17 protein-coding genes and 1 tRNA gene are annotated in these 15,861 nt (G+C 71.6%); 5 read left to right on the forward strand and 13 right to left on the reverse strand.

From position 1 onward, the window contains the following. From ACFHPP_RS00635 to ACFHPP_RS00655, 5 genes are read right to left on the reverse strand one after another with little or no spacing between them, the layout of a single operon-like run. Positions 1 to 1,023 (reverse strand): zinc-binding dehydrogenase, encoded by a 1,023-nt coding sequence (locus tag ACFHPP_RS00635; RefSeq protein ID WP_437161331.1) that lies wholly within the window; start codon positions 1,021 to 1,023, stop codon positions 1 to 3. Continuing rightward, positions 1,023 to 2,291 (reverse strand): beta-ketoacyl-ACP synthase, encoded by a 1,269-nt coding sequence (locus tag ACFHPP_RS00640; protein WP_437161332.1) that lies wholly within the window; start codon positions 2,289 to 2,291, stop codon positions 1,023 to 1,025. Before ACFHPP_RS00640 ends, ACFHPP_RS00635 begins: the two co-directional genes overlap by 1 nt. Beyond that, a complete protein-coding gene (locus ACFHPP_RS00645; RefSeq protein WP_437161333.1) occupies positions 2,288 to 3,481 on the reverse strand; it encodes a beta-ketoacyl-ACP synthase in 1,194 nt (397 codons plus the stop codon). Before ACFHPP_RS00645 ends, ACFHPP_RS00640 begins: the two co-directional genes overlap by 4 nt. Next, positions 3,474 to 3,929 carry a 3-hydroxyacyl-ACP dehydratase FabZ family protein gene (locus ACFHPP_RS00650; protein ID WP_437161334.1) on the reverse strand — a complete coding sequence of 152 codons (456 nt, stop codon included), beginning with the start codon at positions 3,927 to 3,929 and terminating at the stop codon, positions 3,474 to 3,476. Before ACFHPP_RS00650 ends, ACFHPP_RS00645 begins: the two co-directional genes overlap by 8 nt. A gap of 32 nt (positions 3,930 to 3,961) precedes the next feature. Further along, positions 3,962 to 4,252 (reverse strand): acyl carrier protein, encoded by a 291-nt coding sequence (locus tag ACFHPP_RS00655; RefSeq protein WP_430669826.1) that lies wholly within the window; start codon positions 4,250 to 4,252, stop codon positions 3,962 to 3,964. A 129-nt stretch (positions 4,253 to 4,381) separates the two neighbouring features. On the opposite strand from ACFHPP_RS00655, the gene ACFHPP_RS00660 reads away from it, so the two are divergent. Then, positions 4,382 to 5,716 carry an aspartate aminotransferase family protein gene (locus tag ACFHPP_RS00660; protein WP_437161335.1) on the forward strand — a complete coding sequence of 445 codons (1,335 nt, stop codon included), beginning with the start codon at positions 4,382 to 4,384 and terminating at the stop codon, positions 5,714 to 5,716. Here ACFHPP_RS00660 and ACFHPP_RS00665 read toward each other — a convergent pair. The 3 genes from ACFHPP_RS00665 to ACFHPP_RS00675 all read right to left on the reverse strand — a co-directional run bounded on the left by ACFHPP_RS00665 (position 5,706) and on the right by ACFHPP_RS00675 (position 7,650). Next, positions 5,706 to 7,103 carry an FAD-binding oxidoreductase gene (locus ACFHPP_RS00665; protein WP_437161336.1) on the reverse strand — a complete coding sequence of 466 codons (1,398 nt, stop codon included), beginning with the start codon at positions 7,101 to 7,103 and terminating at the stop codon, positions 5,706 to 5,708. The two genes, ACFHPP_RS00660 and ACFHPP_RS00665, sit on opposite strands and share 11 nt — an antisense overlap. A 35-nt stretch (positions 7,104 to 7,138) precedes the next feature. Further along, positions 7,139 to 7,223 (reverse strand) — tRNA-Leu (locus ACFHPP_RS00670). A 28-nt stretch (positions 7,224 to 7,251) separates the two neighbouring features. Beyond that, on the reverse strand, positions 7,252 to 7,650 hold the full coding sequence (locus tag ACFHPP_RS00675) for a cupin domain-containing protein (protein WP_437161337.1): 399 nt from the start codon (positions 7,648 to 7,650) through the stop codon (positions 7,252 to 7,254). A gap of 132 nt (positions 7,651 to 7,782) precedes the next feature. Here ACFHPP_RS00675 and otsB point away from each other — a divergent pair, with 132 nt between their 5' ends. Together otsB and ACFHPP_RS00685 are read left to right on the forward strand one after the other, a co-directional pair. Beyond that, positions 7,783 to 8,532 carry a trehalose-phosphatase gene (gene otsB, locus ACFHPP_RS00680; protein ID WP_437161338.1) on the forward strand — a complete coding sequence of 250 codons (750 nt, stop codon included), beginning with the start codon at positions 7,783 to 7,785 and terminating at the stop codon, positions 8,530 to 8,532. Next, positions 8,529 to 9,935: an alpha,alpha-trehalose-phosphate synthase (UDP-forming) gene (locus ACFHPP_RS00685; RefSeq protein WP_437161339.1), complete on the forward strand. Its 1,407-nt coding sequence runs from the start codon at positions 8,529 to 8,531 to the stop codon at positions 9,933 to 9,935. Before otsB ends, ACFHPP_RS00685 begins: the two co-directional genes overlap by 4 nt. A 79-nt stretch (positions 9,936 to 10,014) precedes the next feature. Here the strand turns inward: ACFHPP_RS00685 and ACFHPP_RS00690 are convergent, their stop codons facing one another. The 3 genes from ACFHPP_RS00690 to ACFHPP_RS00700 form a co-directional block, all read right to left on the reverse strand. Then, a complete protein-coding gene (locus ACFHPP_RS00690; RefSeq protein ID WP_437161340.1) occupies positions 10,015 to 10,635 on the reverse strand; it encodes an exopolysaccharide biosynthesis protein in 621 nt (206 codons plus the stop codon). A gap of 16 nt (positions 10,636 to 10,651) precedes the next feature. Next, the gene (locus tag ACFHPP_RS00695; protein ID WP_437161341.1) at positions 10,652 to 11,344 is read right to left on the reverse strand and encodes an exopolysaccharide biosynthesis protein; all 693 of its coding nucleotides are present in this window, start codon (positions 11,342 to 11,344) and stop codon (positions 10,652 to 10,654) included. Between the two features lie 289 nt (positions 11,345 to 11,633). Continuing rightward, the gene (locus tag ACFHPP_RS00700) at positions 11,634 to 12,599 is read right to left on the reverse strand and encodes a Bug family tripartite tricarboxylate transporter substrate binding protein (protein WP_437161342.1); all 966 of its coding nucleotides are present in this window, start codon (positions 12,597 to 12,599) and stop codon (positions 11,634 to 11,636) included. An 87-nt stretch (positions 12,600 to 12,686) separates the two neighbouring features. On the opposite strand from ACFHPP_RS00700, the gene ACFHPP_RS00705 reads away from it, so the two are divergent. Then, the gene (locus tag ACFHPP_RS00705) at positions 12,687 to 13,310 is read left to right on the forward strand and encodes a DUF1194 domain-containing protein (protein ID WP_437161343.1); all 624 of its coding nucleotides are present in this window, start codon (positions 12,687 to 12,689) and stop codon (positions 13,308 to 13,310) included. Between the two features lie 30 nt (positions 13,311 to 13,340). Then, positions 13,341 to 14,456 carry a 2-aminoethylphosphonate--pyruvate transaminase gene (locus ACFHPP_RS00710; RefSeq protein WP_437161344.1) on the forward strand — a complete coding sequence of 372 codons (1,116 nt, stop codon included), beginning with the start codon at positions 13,341 to 13,343 and terminating at the stop codon, positions 14,454 to 14,456. Here the strand turns inward: ACFHPP_RS00710 and ACFHPP_RS00715 are convergent. Continuing rightward, positions 14,453 to 14,659 carry a DUF1289 domain-containing protein gene (locus ACFHPP_RS00715; protein ID WP_437161345.1) on the reverse strand — a complete coding sequence of 69 codons (207 nt, stop codon included), beginning with the start codon at positions 14,657 to 14,659 and terminating at the stop codon, positions 14,453 to 14,455. The genes ACFHPP_RS00710 and ACFHPP_RS00715 overlap by 4 nt on opposite strands. 78 nt (positions 14,660 to 14,737) lie before the next feature. Further along, positions 14,738 to 15,721 (reverse strand): Bug family tripartite tricarboxylate transporter substrate binding protein, encoded by a 984-nt coding sequence (locus tag ACFHPP_RS00720; RefSeq protein WP_437161346.1) that lies wholly within the window; start codon positions 15,719 to 15,721, stop codon positions 14,738 to 14,740. Positions 15,722 to 15,861 lie beyond the last annotated feature (140 nt).

A 15,861-nucleotide genomic window follows, 5' to 3' on the forward strand; every position in this document is an offset into this window, starting at 1 on the left:
TCAGAACTTCACCACGATCTTCCCGAAGACGCGGCGCGATTCCAGCCGTTCCAGGCCCTCGGTGAAACGCTCCAGCGGCACCACAGTGTCCAGCACCGGCAGGATGCCGCCCGCCATCTTGCCCAGCGCGTCGCCCACATTGCGCATGGCGCAGCCGAAACTCCCAAAAATGCGGAGCTGGCGCTGGAAGATCATCATCAGGTTGGTCTCGGCCGAGACGCCGGAGGTGCTGCCGCAGGTCACCAGCCGCCCGCCCATGCGCAGCGACAGCAGTGACCCGGCCCAGGTGGTGGCGCCGACATGTTCGAACACCACGTCCACGCCGCGCTTGCCGGTGACGCGGCGGGCAACGGTGGAGAAGTTCTTCTCGGAATAATTCACCACATGGTCGGCGCCGAGGGCCGCGGCCTTGGCGCATTTCTCGTCGTCGCCGGCCGTCGCGATGACGGTGCAGCCGATCGCCTTGGCGACGCGGATGGCGAGCGAGCCGATGCCCGAACCCGCCGCCTGGATCAGGATGGTCTCGCCCGGCTTCAACTGCGCGTTGTCGAACAGCATGTGCTCGACGGTGCCGAAGGTGACGGTGGAACAGGCGGCCTCCTCGAAGCCCACGCCATCCGGCACGCGCACCAGCAGCCGTGCCGGGACGTTCGCCAGCTCCCGCGCAAAACCATCGACATGGAAGCCGGCGACGCCGGAGACGTTCTCGCAGAAATTGTCGCGCCCCTCACGGCAGGCGTCGCAATGCCCGCAGGTGCGCGCGCCATAGGGCACGGCACGGTCGCCGACGCGCCAGCCGGTGACGCCCGGGCCCACGGCCGCCACCTCGCCGGATGCTTCGGCACCGACCGCCAGCGGCAGCGTGCGCTGCGCGAAGGCCATGCCGCGCCAGCCCCAGACATCGATGTGGTTCAGCGCGATGGCACGGATGCGCAACTGCACCTCGCCCTCGCCGGGTGGCGGCGGCGGCTCGATCTCCTCAAGCCGCAGGTCACGGTCGCCATGCAGCCGCAGCGCGCGCATCAGGAGGAAGCTCCACTCAGGACCAGGCACACATTCTGCCCGCCGAACCCGAAGCTGTTCGACAGCACATGCGTCACGCGCGCCTCCCGTGACACGTTCGGCACCACGTCCAGCGTGATGGCCGGGTCCGGTTCCACATGGTTGATGGTCGGCGGCAGCACCTGGTCGCGGATCGCGAGCAGGCTGAACGCCGCCTCGATGGCGCCGGAGGCCGAAAGCGTATGGCCGATCATCGACTTGTTGGAGGAGATCGGCGGCGCCGCCTCGCCGAACACGGCGCGCATCGCGAAGTTCTCCATCTTGTCGTTCTCCGGCGTGCCGGTGCCATGCGCGTTGACGTAGGAGATGTCGGAAGGCGCCAGCCCCGCATCCTCGATCGCGTTGCGCATGGCGCGGATCACGGCGCTGCCATCCGGGTTCGACCGGGTGCGATGGAAGCTGTCGGATTTCTCCCCGGCTCCGCGCACCACGCCCAGGATGCGGGCGCCCCGCGCGCGGGCATGGGCCAGGCTCTCCAGCACCAGGCAGGCGGCGCCCTCGCTCATCACGAAGCCGCCGCGATGCTTCTCGAAGGGGCGGGAGGCGCCGGTCGGGTCGTCGTTGCGGGTGGACAGGGCCGAAAGAAGGGAGAAGCGGATCAGCGCCTCCGGCTGCACCGTGCCATCGGCGCCGATCGCCAGCACCGCCTGCGTCTCGCCACGCTGGATCGCCTCGACGCCGAGCTGGATGGCCGAGGCGCCGGTGGCGCAGGCGGTCGTCAAGGCAATCGGGGCACCGGATGTGCCGAAGCGGGCGGCCAGGTGTTCGCCGACGCTGGCGAAGGCGGCGTGGCGGTACAGGTCGTCCCAGCCCGTCGCCGCCTGGGTCAGCGCCGGGTACAGCGCCGGCGCCGGGGCCACGCGGCGTGCGAGTTCGAAGCGGTGCGGCCATTCCAGTTCGACCGGCGGCATGCCGAGCATCAGCGGGCCGGGGAAGTGGCCAGGGTCGAAGCCGGCTTCGGCCAGCGCTTCCTCCGCCACCATCTCCGCCATGCGCATGACGCGCGGCGTCGCCGTCAGCGGCTTGCCGCCCGCTTCCTCCGGCAGGTCCACGGTGCCGGCGATGGTGGTGCGCAGGTGGTCGGTCGGGAAGCGGGTGATGCGGCGGATGCCGGAGGTGCCGGCGAGCAGCGCCGCCCAGTTGTGCGCCACGCCGAAGCCGAGCGGCGTGACCAGCCCGAGGCCGGTGACGGCGACGATGGGCCGGCCCCTGTGATCAAGGTCGCTCAAGCCTGATCCTCCGCCGGGATCGCCCGCAGATGCGCCAGCGCCTCTCCGCGCCAGGCGCCGAAGCCGGTGACGAGCAGGTCGCGCGGCGCCGTGTCCATCGGAGCCTCCGCCGGCTCCAGCGCGGGCAGGGTGATGCCCTCGGCCAGCATCAGCGCACCCAGCGCCAAGCTGGCCGGGAAGCCGGCCTCGCAGCCCCAGCCGACGCGGTTGCCGGCGGCGCGCAGCGTCACTTCGCGGCCGAGGCCGACCAGGAACGCACGCTCCGCCGCCATCGCGCCGGCGGCCCCGGTGGCGCCGGACAGCACGGTGAGCGGCCCGGGCGGCATGCCGAGCCGGCCGAAGGCACGGGCCGCAGCATCCGCCGCGGTGTCGCCCTCGTTGCGCCGCGCCTGCTCGCATTCAACGCCCATGATCCGCGCCAGGCCCCGGGCACCACGCGCCCGCGCGCTCTCCGCCGTCTCCAGCACCAGGAAGGCGCCGAGGGTGGCCGGAATGGCACCAGGTGCGTCATCGCGGGAGAAGACCGGGGCGAAGCCGGCGCCGTGCCGCAGCAGCCCGGCGGAATGATACAGCACCAGCAAATCCCAGCGCGGCGCCACGAAGCCGCCGCCGACCAGGGCGATCTGCCCACGCCCCTCCGCCAGCCGCACCGCCGCGATGCGCACCGCGTCGGCGCCCGCCTGTTCCTCCCCCATGAAGGTGCGCGACGCGCCGGTGACGTGGTGGACGATGGAGATGTTGCCGGCCAGCAGGTTGGACAACTGCGCCAGGAACAGCGTCGGCCGCAGCCCGCCGGCCAGCAGCGCGTTCAACTGAGTCGCCGCGTCCGCCGGCGGCAGGCCGGCCAGCGCCGCCAGCACGCTTTCGTCCAGCGCCAGGTCACGTTCGCCGCCGCCGGCCGCGACGATCAGGTCCATGTCGGCGACCAAGGACCGGGCATTGGCGTCGTCCAGCGCCAGGCCGGCGGCATAGGTGCCAAGGCGCTGCCAGGGCTCCATCTGCCGCTGGTCGCCCTTCTTCGGGATCTGGCGATCCAGTTCCAGCGCCGGGCCGGGATGGAGCGGGAAGGGGGCGTGGCTGTCGAGGTCCACCGGCGCCGGGGTGGCGGCGGCGAGTGCGGCGCGGTGCGCCTCCCGCCCCTCGCCGGCCGGGGAGACCAGGCCGATGCCGGTGATCCAGATCTCAGGCATAGGCGGGCAGCCCGATGCGCTGGGCGGTTGCCGTCATCGCCTCCCGCAGCGCCTCGGCCGGGAAGGGCATGATGCGGAAGGTGATCTCGGCATCGGCGATGCGCTTGCCGCCGGCCAGGATGCGGGCCTCCGCGACGGCATAGCCGGACCCGTCATGGGTGCGCGTGGCCTCCACCCGCAGCGCCGTGCCGGGGCCGACGAAGCCGCGGAAATTGGCGGACTTCACCTTCAGCAGGAAGGGCATGCGCTGCATCCGCTCGATGGCCAGCAGCAGCCAGCCGGCGGTCTGCGCCATGGTTTCCACCAGCAACACGCCGGGGACGATGGGGTAGCCGGGAAAGTGGCCCTCGAAGACCGGGCTGGCGTCGGGCACCGTGCTGTCGACCACGATGTGGTCGGCACCGAGCGTCACCACGCGGTCGACCATCTGGAAGTATTCCAGGCGCATCCGCTGCGTCCCTCAGCCTGGATCGGGGCGCGTCAGGCCTTGGCCTGCTTCGCCGCCACCAGTTCCTCGATCCGCTGGGCCAGATTGCCCATGACGAAGTACTGCTCGGCCGGGGCGGTGCCGGCGTTCACTTCCTGCGTCCAGGTCTCGACCGGCACCTTGATGCCGAAGGCCTTGTCGATGGCGAAGACGATGTCCAGGAAGTCCAGGCTGTCGATGCCCAGGTCGTTGATGACATGCGCGCCCGGCGTGATGGACTCCCGCGCCACTTCGCTGTTCTCGGCGATGATATCGGCAATACGGTCAAAAACCGGGGAGGTCATGGGGAGCAGGCTCCGGGGCGGCGGCGGGACAAGCGCGCCTCATCGCGCGATCCGGCCGCCCTGTCCAGAGCGCGCGGCCTTCGCCATGATGCCCGGCCTTCCCGACGACCGGCCCCGAGGAGTTCCGCCATGGCCCCGCTCGACGCCCCCGCCCCGCGCAACACGGACCTGGACGCCGCGCTGGCCGAAGCCCGGGAGGCCTATGCCGCCGCCCGCCCCAACAGCGCCGCAGCCTACGCCCGGGCGCGGCAGGTGATGCCCGGGGGCAATACGCGGTCCACCCTGCACTACTCGCCCTTCCCGACGGCGATGGAGAGCGGCCAGGGCTGCCACCTGCGGGATATCGACGGGCACGACTACCTGGACCTCTGCGGCGAATACACCGCCGGCCTGTTCGGCCATTCCGAGCCCCGCATCATCAAGGCCCTGGAGGCCGCCATCGGCCGTGGCCTGAACCTGGCGGCGGCGGGGGAACGGGAGGCCGCCTTCGCCGCCATCCTCTGCGCCCGGTTTCCCTCGGTGGAGCTGGTGCGCTTCACCAACAGCGGGACCGAGGCGAACCTGATGGCGCTGTCCGCCGCCCGCGCCTTCACCGGCCGGTCCAAGGTGCTCGCCATGCAGGGCGGCTACCATGGCGGGCAGTTGACCTTCATCGGCGGCACCCACCACGCCGTGAACGCGCCCTTCCCGGTCGTGCTGGCCCGCTACAACGACACGGATGGCGCGCTGGCGCTGATCCGCGAACATGCGGCGGACCTGGCCTGCATCCTGCTGGAGCCGATGCTGGGCAGCGGCGGCTGCATCCCGGCCAGCCACGAATTCCTGGCGGCGCTGCGCCAGGCCGCGACGGAACACGGGATCGTCCTGACCTTCGACGAGGTGATGACCAGCCGCCACACCGCCGGCGGCCTGCAGCAGTTGCACGGCATCCTGCCGGACCTGACGACGCTCGGGAAATACATCGCCGGCGGCATGTCCTTCGGCGCCTTCGGCGGCCGGGCGGACATCATGTCGGTCTACGACCCGGCGCATCCCAAGGCGTTGCCGCATGGCGGCACCTTCAACAACAACGTACTGTCGATGTCCGCCGGCCTGGTGGCGATGGGCGAGATCTTCGACGCGGAGGCGGCCGAGGCGCTGCGCGCCCGTGGCGACGCGCTGCGGGAGGCGCTGAACGCGATCGCCACCCGGCATCGCGTGGCGCTGCAATTCACCGGCATCGGCAGCATGATCCAGCCGCATTTCCGCGCGGGCCCGATCGAGCGTCCCTACGATTCGACGCCGGGGGAGGAGGCGCTGCGCGAGCTGTTCTTCCTCGACCTGATGCGGGACGGAATCTACCTGGCACGCCGCGGCATGGTGGCGCTGAGCCTGCCGGTGGGGGAGGCGGAGACGACGCGCTTCCTGGCGGTGGTGGAGGGCTTCTGCGCCTCCCGCCGCCCGTTGCTCGAGGCTACCGCATAGCCGGCAGCAGCTTGCCCGGGTTCATCAGGCCGCGCGGGTCCATCAGCCGCTTGACCGACTGCATCAGCTCCAGCGCCACCGGGTCCTTCAGCGTCGCCATGGCGTCGAGCTTGGCGCGGCCGATGCCGTGTTCCGCGCTGAAGCTGCCGCCGAGTTCAACCGCCAGCGCGTGGACCGCGACATCGCCGCCCTTCATGCGGGCGCGCCAGGCCTCCCGCGCCGTGCCGCGCGGCGCCATGACGCTGATGTGCATGTTGCCGTCGCCGGCATGGCCGACCGCGATCAGCCGCCCTTCCGGCCAGCGCGCCGCGATCAGCGCCGCGACGCGGTCCAGCAGGGCGGGGACCGCGGAGACCGGCACGGAGACGTCGTAGTTCTCCATCGGCGCCTCCGCCCGGTTGGCTTCCGGCGTGATCTCCCGCAGTTGCCAGAGGCCCTGGCGCTGCTCCTCGCTTTCCGCCAGCACGGCGTCCTGGCACTCGGCCAGGGCAGCCTCCAGCGGCGTCCGCAGATCCGCCTGCCGTGCCCCGGTGCCGAGTTCCACCAGCACGTACCAGGGCGATTCCAGCGCGAAGGGCATGCGCACCCGCGCGCCGTGCTTCGCCACGTTCTGCATGATCTCGCGGTTGATCAGCTCGAACGCCACCAGCTCCGCGCCGTCGGCCTGCAACCCCTCCAGGATGGCCAGCGCCGCGGCGGGTGAGGCGACTGCGGCCAGCGCGGTCTCCCGCACCCGCAGCGGCGGCGCCAGCTTCAGGGCGGCGGCGGTGATCAGGCCCAGCGTGCCCTCCGCACCGATGAACAGGTGGCGCAGCGCGTAGCCGGAATTGTCCTTCCGCACGCGGCGCAAATCGTGAAGCACGCGGCCATCCGGCAGCACCACCTCCAGCCCCAGCACCAGGTCGCGGGCATTGCCCCAGCGGATGGTGCGGATGCCGCCGGCATTGGTCGACAGCGCGCCGCCGAGCTGGGCGCTGCCTTCCGCGCCGAAGGACAGCGGGAACAGCCGGCCCACCGCCTCCGCCGCCTGCTGCACCGCCTGCACGGTGGCGCCCGACTCGGCGACCAGGCTCATGTCGCGGGCATCGACGTCGCGGATGCGGTTCAGCCGTTCCAGGCTGATGACGACGGCGCCATCCGCCGGCGTCATCCCGCCGACCAGCCCGGTGCGGCCGCCGGAGGGCACCATCGGCAGGCCCCAGGCGGCGAGCCGGCCGACACAGGCGGCAACCTCCGCCGTGGTGCCGGGGCGCAGCACGGCGAGCGGCGTGCCGTGGTCACGCGCGCTCCAGTCGCAGGAATAGGGGGCAACGGCCTCCGGCGCGGTCAGCACCTGCGCCGGGCCGACCAGCGCGGCCAGGGCATCGAGGCGGTCCGTGGCGCCCATGGGCGATGCTCCTGCCTGCTGCCGGGCGCAAATCCTGGTGCGGGCGGTCGGAATCGAACCGACACTCCTCTCGGAACCGGATTTTGAGTCCGGCGCGTCTACCAGTTCCACCACGCCCGCGCGGCGCGGAGATTAGCGTGGATCGGGCTCAAGGGGAACCGGCCAAGGCGGTTGCGAATTCGGCCGGGGAGGTGATTTCCAGCAGCTCCAGGTCGTCCGAATGCGCGACCTCCACATGCCGCACCATCGGCGGCTGCACCACGCTGTCGCCGGGGCGGAAGGTGACCTCGCCGATATCCTCGTAGGTGAAGGTCACCCAGCCGCGCAGCACGTAGACGAACTGGAAGCCGAGGTCGTGCGTATGCCACTGGGGCGCGGCCCCGGTGCCCGGCACGGCGCGGATGACATGCGCGCCGAAGGCCCCGCCCGTCGCCTGCTTCACGCCCAGGTCGCGGTAGGCGAAGAAGGCGCGAAGGCCCTGGTCGAAGGTGGCATCCTCCGCGCGGCTGACGGTCGTGCGGGACGTCGCAACAGTAATGTCGGGCATGTCGGGCTCCGTGACGGAAGTATGACGCCAGCACAGCACGATGGCGTCCGCATTGCGGCATTATGGTCGATTGTGCTCACGATCGCGCGACCGCCTGCGCACCGGAACGCATACAACGTGTTAGAAGGCCGCATGCAAGACTTCCCCCACGCGCACGCCGCGCTCTTCCTCGATTTCGATGGCACCCTGGTGGACATCGCCGAACGTCCGGAGGCCGTGCTGGTGCCACCGGAGCTTCCAGCGCTGCTGGAGCGCCTGTCGGCGCGGCTGGATGGCGCGCTCGCCATCGTCTCCGGCCGCCCGCTCGCCGACCTCGACCATTTCCTGCCGGTTGCGATCGCCAAGGCCGGCAACCACGGCGCGGCGCTGCGCCTGACCCCCGGCGGCCCGGTGGAACAGCCGGTGCTGCCGCAGGTGCCGGCCGCCTGGCGCGCGCGGGCGGAGGATTTCGTGGCCGCCTTCCCCGGTGCCTTCGTCGAGGAGAAGGCGCATGGCTTCGCGCTGCATTACCGCCAGGCGCCGCAGGCCGGCGGCCCGGCCGGCGCGCTGATGGAATCGCTGGTGGCGGAAGCGCCGGACAGCTTCGTGCTGCTGCCGGCGCACATGGCGTGGGAGATCACGCCGGGCGGCGTCTCCAAGGGCACCGTGGTGTCCACGCTGATGGCCCGCGCGCCCTTCGCCGGCCGGCTGCCCGTTTTCGTCGGCGATGACGTGACGGATGAGGCCGGCATGGCCGTGGCGCGTGCCGCGGGCGGCCTCGGCCTGCGCCTGCAGGACCGCTTCGGCTCGCCCGCAGTGTTCCGTGACTGGCTGGCGGCGCTGGATCACCGGTTCGAGCAGGCGCCGGTCCAGCAAGCCACGGATGAGGGGTTCGCGGCATGAGCCGGCTTGTCATCGTCGCCAACCGCGTGCCGGACCCGAAGGAAAGCGGGGCGACCGCCGGCGGCCTGGCCGTTGCGATGAAGGATGCGCTGGCGAAGCGCGATTCCGTCTGGTTCGGCTGGTCCGGCCGCACCGCGGACGCGACGGGTACGGAGGCTGCGCTGACCCGCCACGGCACCACCACCTACGCCACCGTCGACCTGGGGCATGACGACTACAAGCACTACTACCAGGGCTTCTCCAACGCCGCTTTGTGGCCGGTGCTGCACTACCGCCTGGGCATCGCCCGCTTCGACCGGCGCGACTTCGCCGGCTACCAGCACGTCAACACCGCCTTCGCGCAGGCGCTGGCACCGCTGCTGCAGACGGACGACGTGGTCTGGATCCACGACTTCCACCTGTTCCTGATGGCGGCCGAGTTGCGGGCGCTGGGCTGCAGGCAGCGCATCGGCTTCTTCCTGCACGTGCCGTTCCCGCCGCGCGCGGTGTTCAACGGCCTGCCGCATGCCGAGAAGCTTCTGGAAGCGTTGGTGGCGGTGGATGCCATCGGCGTGCAGACGGAAGACGATGCGGAAAACCTGCGCGGCGCCCTGATCGCGATCGGCAAGGGCGATGTCGCGATTCGCGTCGGTGCTTTCGGCATCGGCATCGATGCCGTGGGCTTCGCGCAGCTTGCGGCGCAACGCGTGCGTTCGAAGGACGTGGTGCGGCTGCAGGAATCGCTCGCCGGACGGTCGCTCGCCATCGGAGTCGACCGCCTGGACTACACCAAGGGCCTGCCGCAGCGCATCGCCGGCTTCGGTGCCATGCTGGAACGCTTTCCCAGGCATCGCGGCAAGATCACCTTCCTGCAGGTCGCCCCGGTCAGCCGCGGCGACGTGGCGCAGTACCGCCAGTTGCGGCGCGAGCTGGACGAGGGCGTCGGCCGCATCAACGGCCAGATGGCGGAGCCCGACTGGGCGCCGATCCGCTACATCACCCGCGCCGTGCCGCGCCCGACCATCGCCGGCTTCATGCGCGTGGCGCGCATCGGCCTGGTCACGCCGCTGCGCGACGGCATGAACCTGGTCGCCAAGGAATACGTCGCGGCGCAGGACCCGGCCGACCCCGGCGTGCTGGTGCTGTCGCGCTTCGCCGGCGCGGTGGGCGAACTGGACGGCGCGCTGATCGTCAACCCGCTCGACCCCGACGACATCGCGGAGGCGCTGGACGTCGCCATGGACATGCCGGCGGATGAGCGGCTGGATCGCTGGAGCCGCATGTGGGCCTCGGTCAAGGCGAACTCGGCCAGCGTCTGGTGCCGGCGCTTCCTCTCGGCGTTGGAGGGCAAGGAAGCGGTGGCGGATGCGGGCAGTTCGGCCGCCGAATCGAAGCCGCGCCGGGCGCGGAAGAAGGCGGCCTGACCGGCTCGACCGCCCGAGGCGGACGGCGTAGCCGGCCGGGGCCGCGGCAGCGGACCGCACCCGGCCGTGCCAGCCTCCTTCAGATCATCCAGCCCAGCGCCTTGACCCCCAGCCAGCCCAGCACCCCCAGGACGGCGGTGGCGAAGACGCAGCCGAGCACCGTCAGCGCCACGCCCCAGCCCGTCACCCTGCTGTCGTGCTCGATCAGGCCGAGCGCCATGACGATGTTGCCGAAGGCCGGCGGGCCGTTGGTGCCGGGCCCCGGCAGGATCAGCATGATGGCGACATAGGCGGTCAGCCAGCCGATGATGCGTTCGCCGAGCGGCGAGGTGAAGAAGCCCGGCCGCGGCTTCACGTAGCGCTCGATCCGGCCGAGCCCCTTGGAGGAGGCCGAGGCCAGCCGCAGCAGGTCGGACCGCTTGATGGTCTGGCGCGCCAGGATGCCCGGCAGCTTCGGCACCGTCAGCCCCAGCCCCATCTGCACGCCCAGGATCAGCAGCGGCGTGCCGAAGACGCTCGCCATGCCGGGCAGCAGGCCGGGCAGCAGCAGCAGCAGCAGCAGCATGCCGAAGGCGCGGTCGCCGAAGGCCTCGGCCATCTCGCCCAGGCTGATGCGCTCGCCGGGGAAGGCGGCCGCGACCTCCGCCACGATGCGTGAGATCGGCGCGGTATCCTCCGCGTGGAGGCCCTCCGGGCTCATCCGCGTGAGCCCACGGTCAGGACAGGCCGAACATCCAGGCAAAGCCGGCCAGCAGCATCCAGCCGACGCTCCCGATGATGGACAGGCCGATGAAGCTGCCGAAGACGCCGAAGACGGCGCCGGCCAGGATGGTGCGGGTATCCTCCTCCATCAGCCCGATCGCCATGATGAGGCATGACAGCGAAGGCGGGCCGTTGGTGAAGGGCAGCGGCACGCAGACGATGGCGGCGAGCCAGACGCCGTAGATGCCGATCAGCCTTTCCCCGGCCCGGGTGGTGATCCAGGAGGGGCGCGGCTTCACGTAGCGTTCGACCCGGCGCAGCCAGGGCAGCGCCTTTTCCGCGATCATCCGCAGGTCGGCGCGGCGCATGGACCGCCGCGTCAGCAGCGCCGGCAGCTTCGGCGTCGGCAGGCCATAGGCGAGCTGCGCGCAGATGATCAGCAGCGGCACGCCGAAGATCGGGCTGAGGCCGGGAATGTAGACCGGCAGCAGGTTGGGCAGCGCGAACAGCACGATCAGCACGCCGTAGCCGCGCGCGCCCAGTGCCTCCATCAGGTCGCCGAGCGTCAGCCGTTCCGTCGGCCAGTCCCGCGCGATCGCGGTGACGAGTTCCGAGACGGGGATGGGGTGGTCGTGATCCGCAGTCGGGTGCTGCGCGTCCTGAAGCCCGTCGATGGCGCGCCCACTCCTGATCGCCGGCGCTTGCACTGCGCCTTGGGCGGAGACGTAGCACGGGCGCGGTGGGGCTTACAGTCGCATTTTCACGAAGCCGTGAGACCGCTGCGGCTGCGTAACTGCGCGCCATCACGACAGGGCCGGCTTCATCAACGGATCGGCATGCCAGGCTTATCTGCCACGGACCGCGGTCCAGGGCCGCCCACGAACGCCGTTCCACCCATTCCTGCCGTTCCCCTGCCAGGGCGCGAGTCTAGGCTTCGGGCCGGGACGGCGCCAGACCCGCGGGCGTCGCGCCGGCCGAACTGCGCGTGACAGGGGCTTATTGAGGTTCGAATTTCGCGATGCGCAGCAGATCCTGGCTGCGGGCGAAGTCGCGCTGGATGAAGGCGGCGAAATCCGCGCCGACCTCGGCCTTCGGGCTGATACCGAGGCTGCCGACGCGGGCCTGCACATCCGGCTCGAACATCCCGGTGGTCAGCGCCTCCCCGATCCGGGCCACGATCTCCGGCGGCACCGCGCGCGGGCCCCACAAGGCCCACCAGGACTGGATGTCGAGGCCCGGCATCCCGGCCTCCGTCGCCGTCGGAATCTCCGGCGCGGCGCTGCTGCGGGCGGGAGCGGTGATGGCGATGCCCTTGACGCGGCTGGCGCGCACCTGGGGCAGGGTGGCCAGGATGGGGTCGAACATCAGCTGCACATTGCCGGCGACCACGTCGGTCAGCGCCGGGGCGGTGCCGCGGTAGGGCGCCTGCACCAGGTCCTGGCCGACCTGGCGCACGAATTCGATGGTGGCGAGATGCCCGGCGGCGCCCAGCGAGGACACCGCGAAGGACCAGTCCCGCGGATTGGCGCGGCAGGCGGCCACGATCTCGGCCAGGGTGGTCTGCGGCCGGGCGGCGTTCATCACCAGCAGCAGCGGGCCCTCGCCGACGCGCGTCACCGGCAGCAGGTCGGCCACCGGGTCGTAGCCGGGGCTGCGCATCACCAGCCGCGCCAGGGTCTGGATGCTGGCGGAGAACAGGAAGGTGTAGCCATCCGGCGCGGCGCCCGCGACGAACTGGCCGCCGACCGCGCCATTGGCGCCGGGGCGGTTTTCGACCACGAAGGGCTGGCCGAGCTTTTCCTGCAGCTTGGCGGCGGTGACGCGGGCCATGCCGTCCGTCGCACCGCCCGGCGTGAAGGGCACCACCACCCGCACCGGCCGCGCCGGCCAGGGGGCCTGTGCCAGGGCCGGTGCCGCCAGCAGGCCGCCGCCTGCCACGAGAATGCCGCGCCTGCCGATCATGTTCGAAGCCCTGTCCCGGTTCGTCACGATGCTGGCATCGTCCGATGCGGGACGCAATTCGTTCCGTGGACCAGCCTGGATGACCCGATGAACCCGGTGGATATCGCGCTGTGCCTGGCGATGGACGTCTCCGCCAGCGTCGACTTCGCTGAATTCCAGTTGATGGCCGGCGGCACGGCGGCCGCCTTCCGCGACCCCGGCGTGCTGGCGGCGGCGACCGGCGGGCCGCGCGGCGCCGCGGCGGTGTGCCTGCTGCTGTGGTCGGGCGTCGGCGCCCAGGATCTCGCGGTGGGCTGGATGCGGGTGTCGGACGCCGCCTCCGCCGAGGCCGTCGCCACCGCCATCGAGGATGCGCCGCGCCTGCCGGCCGCCGGCGCGACGGCGCTGGGGGAGGGGATGGCGGCGGGGCTCGCCGTTCTGGCACGGGCACCGGGGCTGGCGACGCGGCTGGTGCTCGATGTCTCGGGCGATGGCCGCCACAATGCGGGGCGCCCGCCCGGGCCGGTGCGCGACCTGGCGGTGGCGGCGGGGCTGACGGTGAACGGCCTGGCCCTGCTGCACGAGGAGCCGGACCTGCTGGCGCATTACGCCGCGGAGGTCATCGGCGGCCCCGGCTCCTTCGCCATGACCTGCGCCGACCCGGTCGACTTCGCCGATGCCATCCTGCGCAAGCTGCGGCGGGAATTGCTGGGCGACGCCCTGATGGTATAGCCGGGACCGACGCTTTTCACGGACACACCCATGCTGCTGCTCATTCCCGGCCCGGTGCAGACCCGCCCCGAAGTCCGTGCCTGCATGGCGGAGGACATCGCCCCCTGGGACGAGGATTTCCGCGCCGAATACGCCGCGATGCGGCCGCGCATCACCGCCATCGCCGGCGGGGTGGAGGGCACGCATGTCTCCCTGCCGCTGCCTGGCTGCGGCCACATGATCATCGAGGCGGCGATCCGCACCTTCGTGCCCGCCGGCGGCAAGCTGCTGGTGGTGCGCAACGGCGGCTACGCCGAACGCCTGGCGCGGCTGGCGCAGGAGGCCGGGCGGGTGGTGGTGGCGCTGGACGGGCCGGACAACATCCCGATGGCACCCGAGATTCTCGCCGGGGCCTTGCGGGAAAATCCGGACTGCACCCATGTCGCCCTGGTGGTCAGCGAGACCGGTACCGGCATCATCAACGACCCGGCGGTGCTCGGGCCGGTGATCCGCGCGGCGGGGCGGCGGATGATCTGCGACGCGGTGTCCGGCTTCGGCGCCATCCCGTTCCGCCTCGCCGACCACGCCGAATGCGACGTGGTCGTGTTCACCTCGAACAAGTGCCTGGAAGGCCTGCCCGGCTTCGGCTTCGCCGTGGCGCCGGTCGCCCGGCTGGAGGCCTGCCGCGGCCAGGCCGGGTCCTGGGTGATGGACCTGGTCGACGTCTACGACCACGCCCTGAAGAACGGCTGGGGCAGTTTCCGCTTCACCCCGGCGGTGCAGGCGCTGCGGGCCTTCGGCAAGGCCATGGAAATCTACGAGGCCGAGGGCGGCCAGCCGGCCCGCCTCGCGCGCTACAGCCGCAACCGGGACGTGCTGTATGACGGCGTGCTGGCTCTCGGCCTGACGCCCTATGTGGCGCGCGAACACCAGGGGCCGATCATCGTCAACGTCTACCAGCCGAGCGACCCGAACTGGGACCTGGAACGCTTCCAGCGCGGCATGAAGGCGCGCGGCGTGATCCTCAGCGACTTCTCGGCAACCAAGGTGCCCACCATGCGCATCGGCTGCATCGGCGCGATCGCGGAGGGGGATCTGCGCTTCGCCCTGGCGCAGATGGATGCGGTGCTGGCGGAGATGGGTGTCGGCCGCCGGGCCGCGGCCTAACCCTTCTTCCGCTTCGCCGCCTTGCCTGTCGCCAGCCCCGCCTTCTGCAACGTGGAAAGCCGGTCCGGCAGGGCGGCGCGGATCGCCGGGCGCTGGTCGCGGTCCTTCTTCCAGCGCTTCTTCTCGGGCTTCAGCATGCCGCAGCCGAGGCAGAAGCCGGTGGCCTCGTCATAGCGGCAGATATCGATGCAGGGACTTGCCATGCCCCGGCAAATGGGGCGCCGGGGCGGTCTTGCGACCGCGTCCGGCGCAACCCTGCCACCGCGCTTCGCGCGGGCCTGCTATTCCGCGCGGATGTTGGCGCTGCGCACCACCTCGCGCCAGCGGGCGCTCTCGGCCTGCTGGAAGGCGCGGTACTCCTCCGGCGAGTTCGCCACCACCTCGAAGCCGATGGCGCCCAGGCGCTGCACGCTCTCGGGGTGTTTCAGCGCCGCCACCGCGGCCTCGTGCACCTTCGCCAGCACCGGCTGCGGCACGCCCGCCGGCGCCATCAGCGCCTGCCAGGAGGTGACGACGAAATCCGGCAGCCCCGCCTCCGCAGCCGTCGGCACGTCCGGCAGCACTGTGCTGCGCGTGGCACTCGTCAGCATGATGGCGCGCAGGCGGCCGCCCTGGATATGCGTCGCCACGGTGCCGAGGTTCTGGAAGGACAGCTGCACGTTGCCGGCGATCAGGTCCGTCGCCGCCGCGGCGCCGCCCTGGTAGGGGATGTGCGTCACCTCGGTGCCGGTGCGCTGCTTGAACAGCTCCATCGTCAGGTGGTCCGAGGATCCGACGCCGGAGGTGGAGTAGCTGGCGCGCCCGCCATTCGCCTTCAGCCAGGCCACCACCTCCGGCAGGGTCCGCGCCGGCACCTTTTCCGCATTCACCACCAGCACGTTGGGCGTCGTCACGGCCAGCGTCACCGGTGCCAGGTCGCGGATCGGGTCGTAGCCGAGGTTCGGCCGCAGCGCCGCGTTGATGGCGAAGACGCCGATCGACCCCACGAACAGCATGTGCCCATCCGCCGGCGCCCGCATCACCTGCCGCGCCGCGACCTCTCCGTTCGCGCCGGGCCGGTTCTCCGCGACCACCGGCTGCCCCACGGCCTGCGCCATCCGGTTGGCGATGGTGCGGGCGATGATGTCGGAGGGGCCGCCGGCGACGAAGGGCACCAGGATGGTGACGGGGCGGTTCGGCCAGGGCGCCGCATTGCCCTGGGCGCGGGCGAGCCCCGGCAGCAGCGGCGTGGCGGCGAGCGTGCTCAGCAGGGTTCGGCGCAGCATGGGGTGTCCTCCGGGTGGGCCTTTGCGCGGATCATGCGGCGCGGCGCAGGGTCGCGGAAGTCTGCCAGGCGCTGACAAGCCCGCTACCGGCGCTAGTGCTGGCCGCCGGCCGAACGGTTGCAGCCGCGCCGCGTTCGGAG

Origin of the sequence: Falsiroseomonas sp. E2-1-a20 (genome assembly GCF_051433195.1) — a bacterium.
Lineage (GTDB): Bacteria > Pseudomonadota > Alphaproteobacteria > Acetobacterales > Acetobacteraceae > Falsiroseomonas.

Excerpts from the sequence above, each read along its gene's own strand:
- ACFHPP_RS00650 (WP_437161334.1), bottom strand. The coding sequence starts at position 3,929 with ATGCGCCTGGAATACTTCCAGATGGTCGACCGCGTGGTGACGCTCGGT.
- ACFHPP_RS00710 (WP_437161344.1), top strand. The coding sequence starts at position 13,341 with ATGCTGCTGCTCATTCCCGGCCCGGTGCAGACCCGCCCCGAAGTCCGT.
- ACFHPP_RS00705 (WP_437161343.1), top strand. The coding sequence starts at position 12,687 with ATGAACCCGGTGGATATCGCGCTGTGCCTGGCGATGGACGTCTCCGCC.
- ACFHPP_RS00675 (WP_437161337.1), bottom strand. The coding sequence starts at position 7,650 with ATGCCCGACATTACTGTTGCGACGTCCCGCACGACCGTCAGCCGCGCG.
- ACFHPP_RS00685 (WP_437161339.1), top strand. The coding sequence starts at position 8,529 with ATGAGCCGGCTTGTCATCGTCGCCAACCGCGTGCCGGACCCGAAGGAA.
- otsB (WP_437161338.1), top strand. The coding sequence starts at position 7,783 with ATGCAAGACTTCCCCCACGCGCACGCCGCGCTCTTCCTCGATTTCGAT.
- ACFHPP_RS00715 (WP_437161345.1), bottom strand. The coding sequence starts at position 14,659 with ATGGCAAGTCCCTGCATCGATATCTGCCGCTATGACGAGGCCACCGGC.
- ACFHPP_RS00690 (WP_437161340.1), bottom strand. The coding sequence starts at position 10,635 with ATGAGCCCGGAGGGCCTCCACGCGGAGGATACCGCGCCGATCTCACGC.
- ACFHPP_RS00655 (WP_430669826.1), bottom strand. The coding sequence starts at position 4,252 with ATGACCTCCCCGGTTTTTGACCGTATTGCCGATATCATCGCCGAGAAC.
- ACFHPP_RS00660 (WP_437161335.1), top strand. The coding sequence starts at position 4,382 with ATGGCCCCGCTCGACGCCCCCGCCCCGCGCAACACGGACCTGGACGCC.
- ACFHPP_RS00720 (WP_437161346.1), bottom strand. The coding sequence starts at position 15,721 with ATGCTGCGCCGAACCCTGCTGAGCACGCTCGCCGCCACGCCGCTGCTG.
- ACFHPP_RS00635 (WP_437161331.1), bottom strand. The coding sequence starts at position 1,023 with ATGCGCGCGCTGCGGCTGCATGGCGACCGTGACCTGCGGCTTGAGGAG.
- ACFHPP_RS00700 (WP_437161342.1), bottom strand. The coding sequence starts at position 12,599 with ATGATCGGCAGGCGCGGCATTCTCGTGGCAGGCGGCGGCCTGCTGGCG.
- ACFHPP_RS00665 (WP_437161336.1), bottom strand. The coding sequence starts at position 7,103 with ATGGGCGCCACGGACCGCCTCGATGCCCTGGCCGCGCTGGTCGGCCCG.
- ACFHPP_RS00645 (WP_437161333.1), bottom strand. The coding sequence starts at position 3,481 with ATGCCTGAGATCTGGATCACCGGCATCGGCCTGGTCTCCCCGGCCGGC.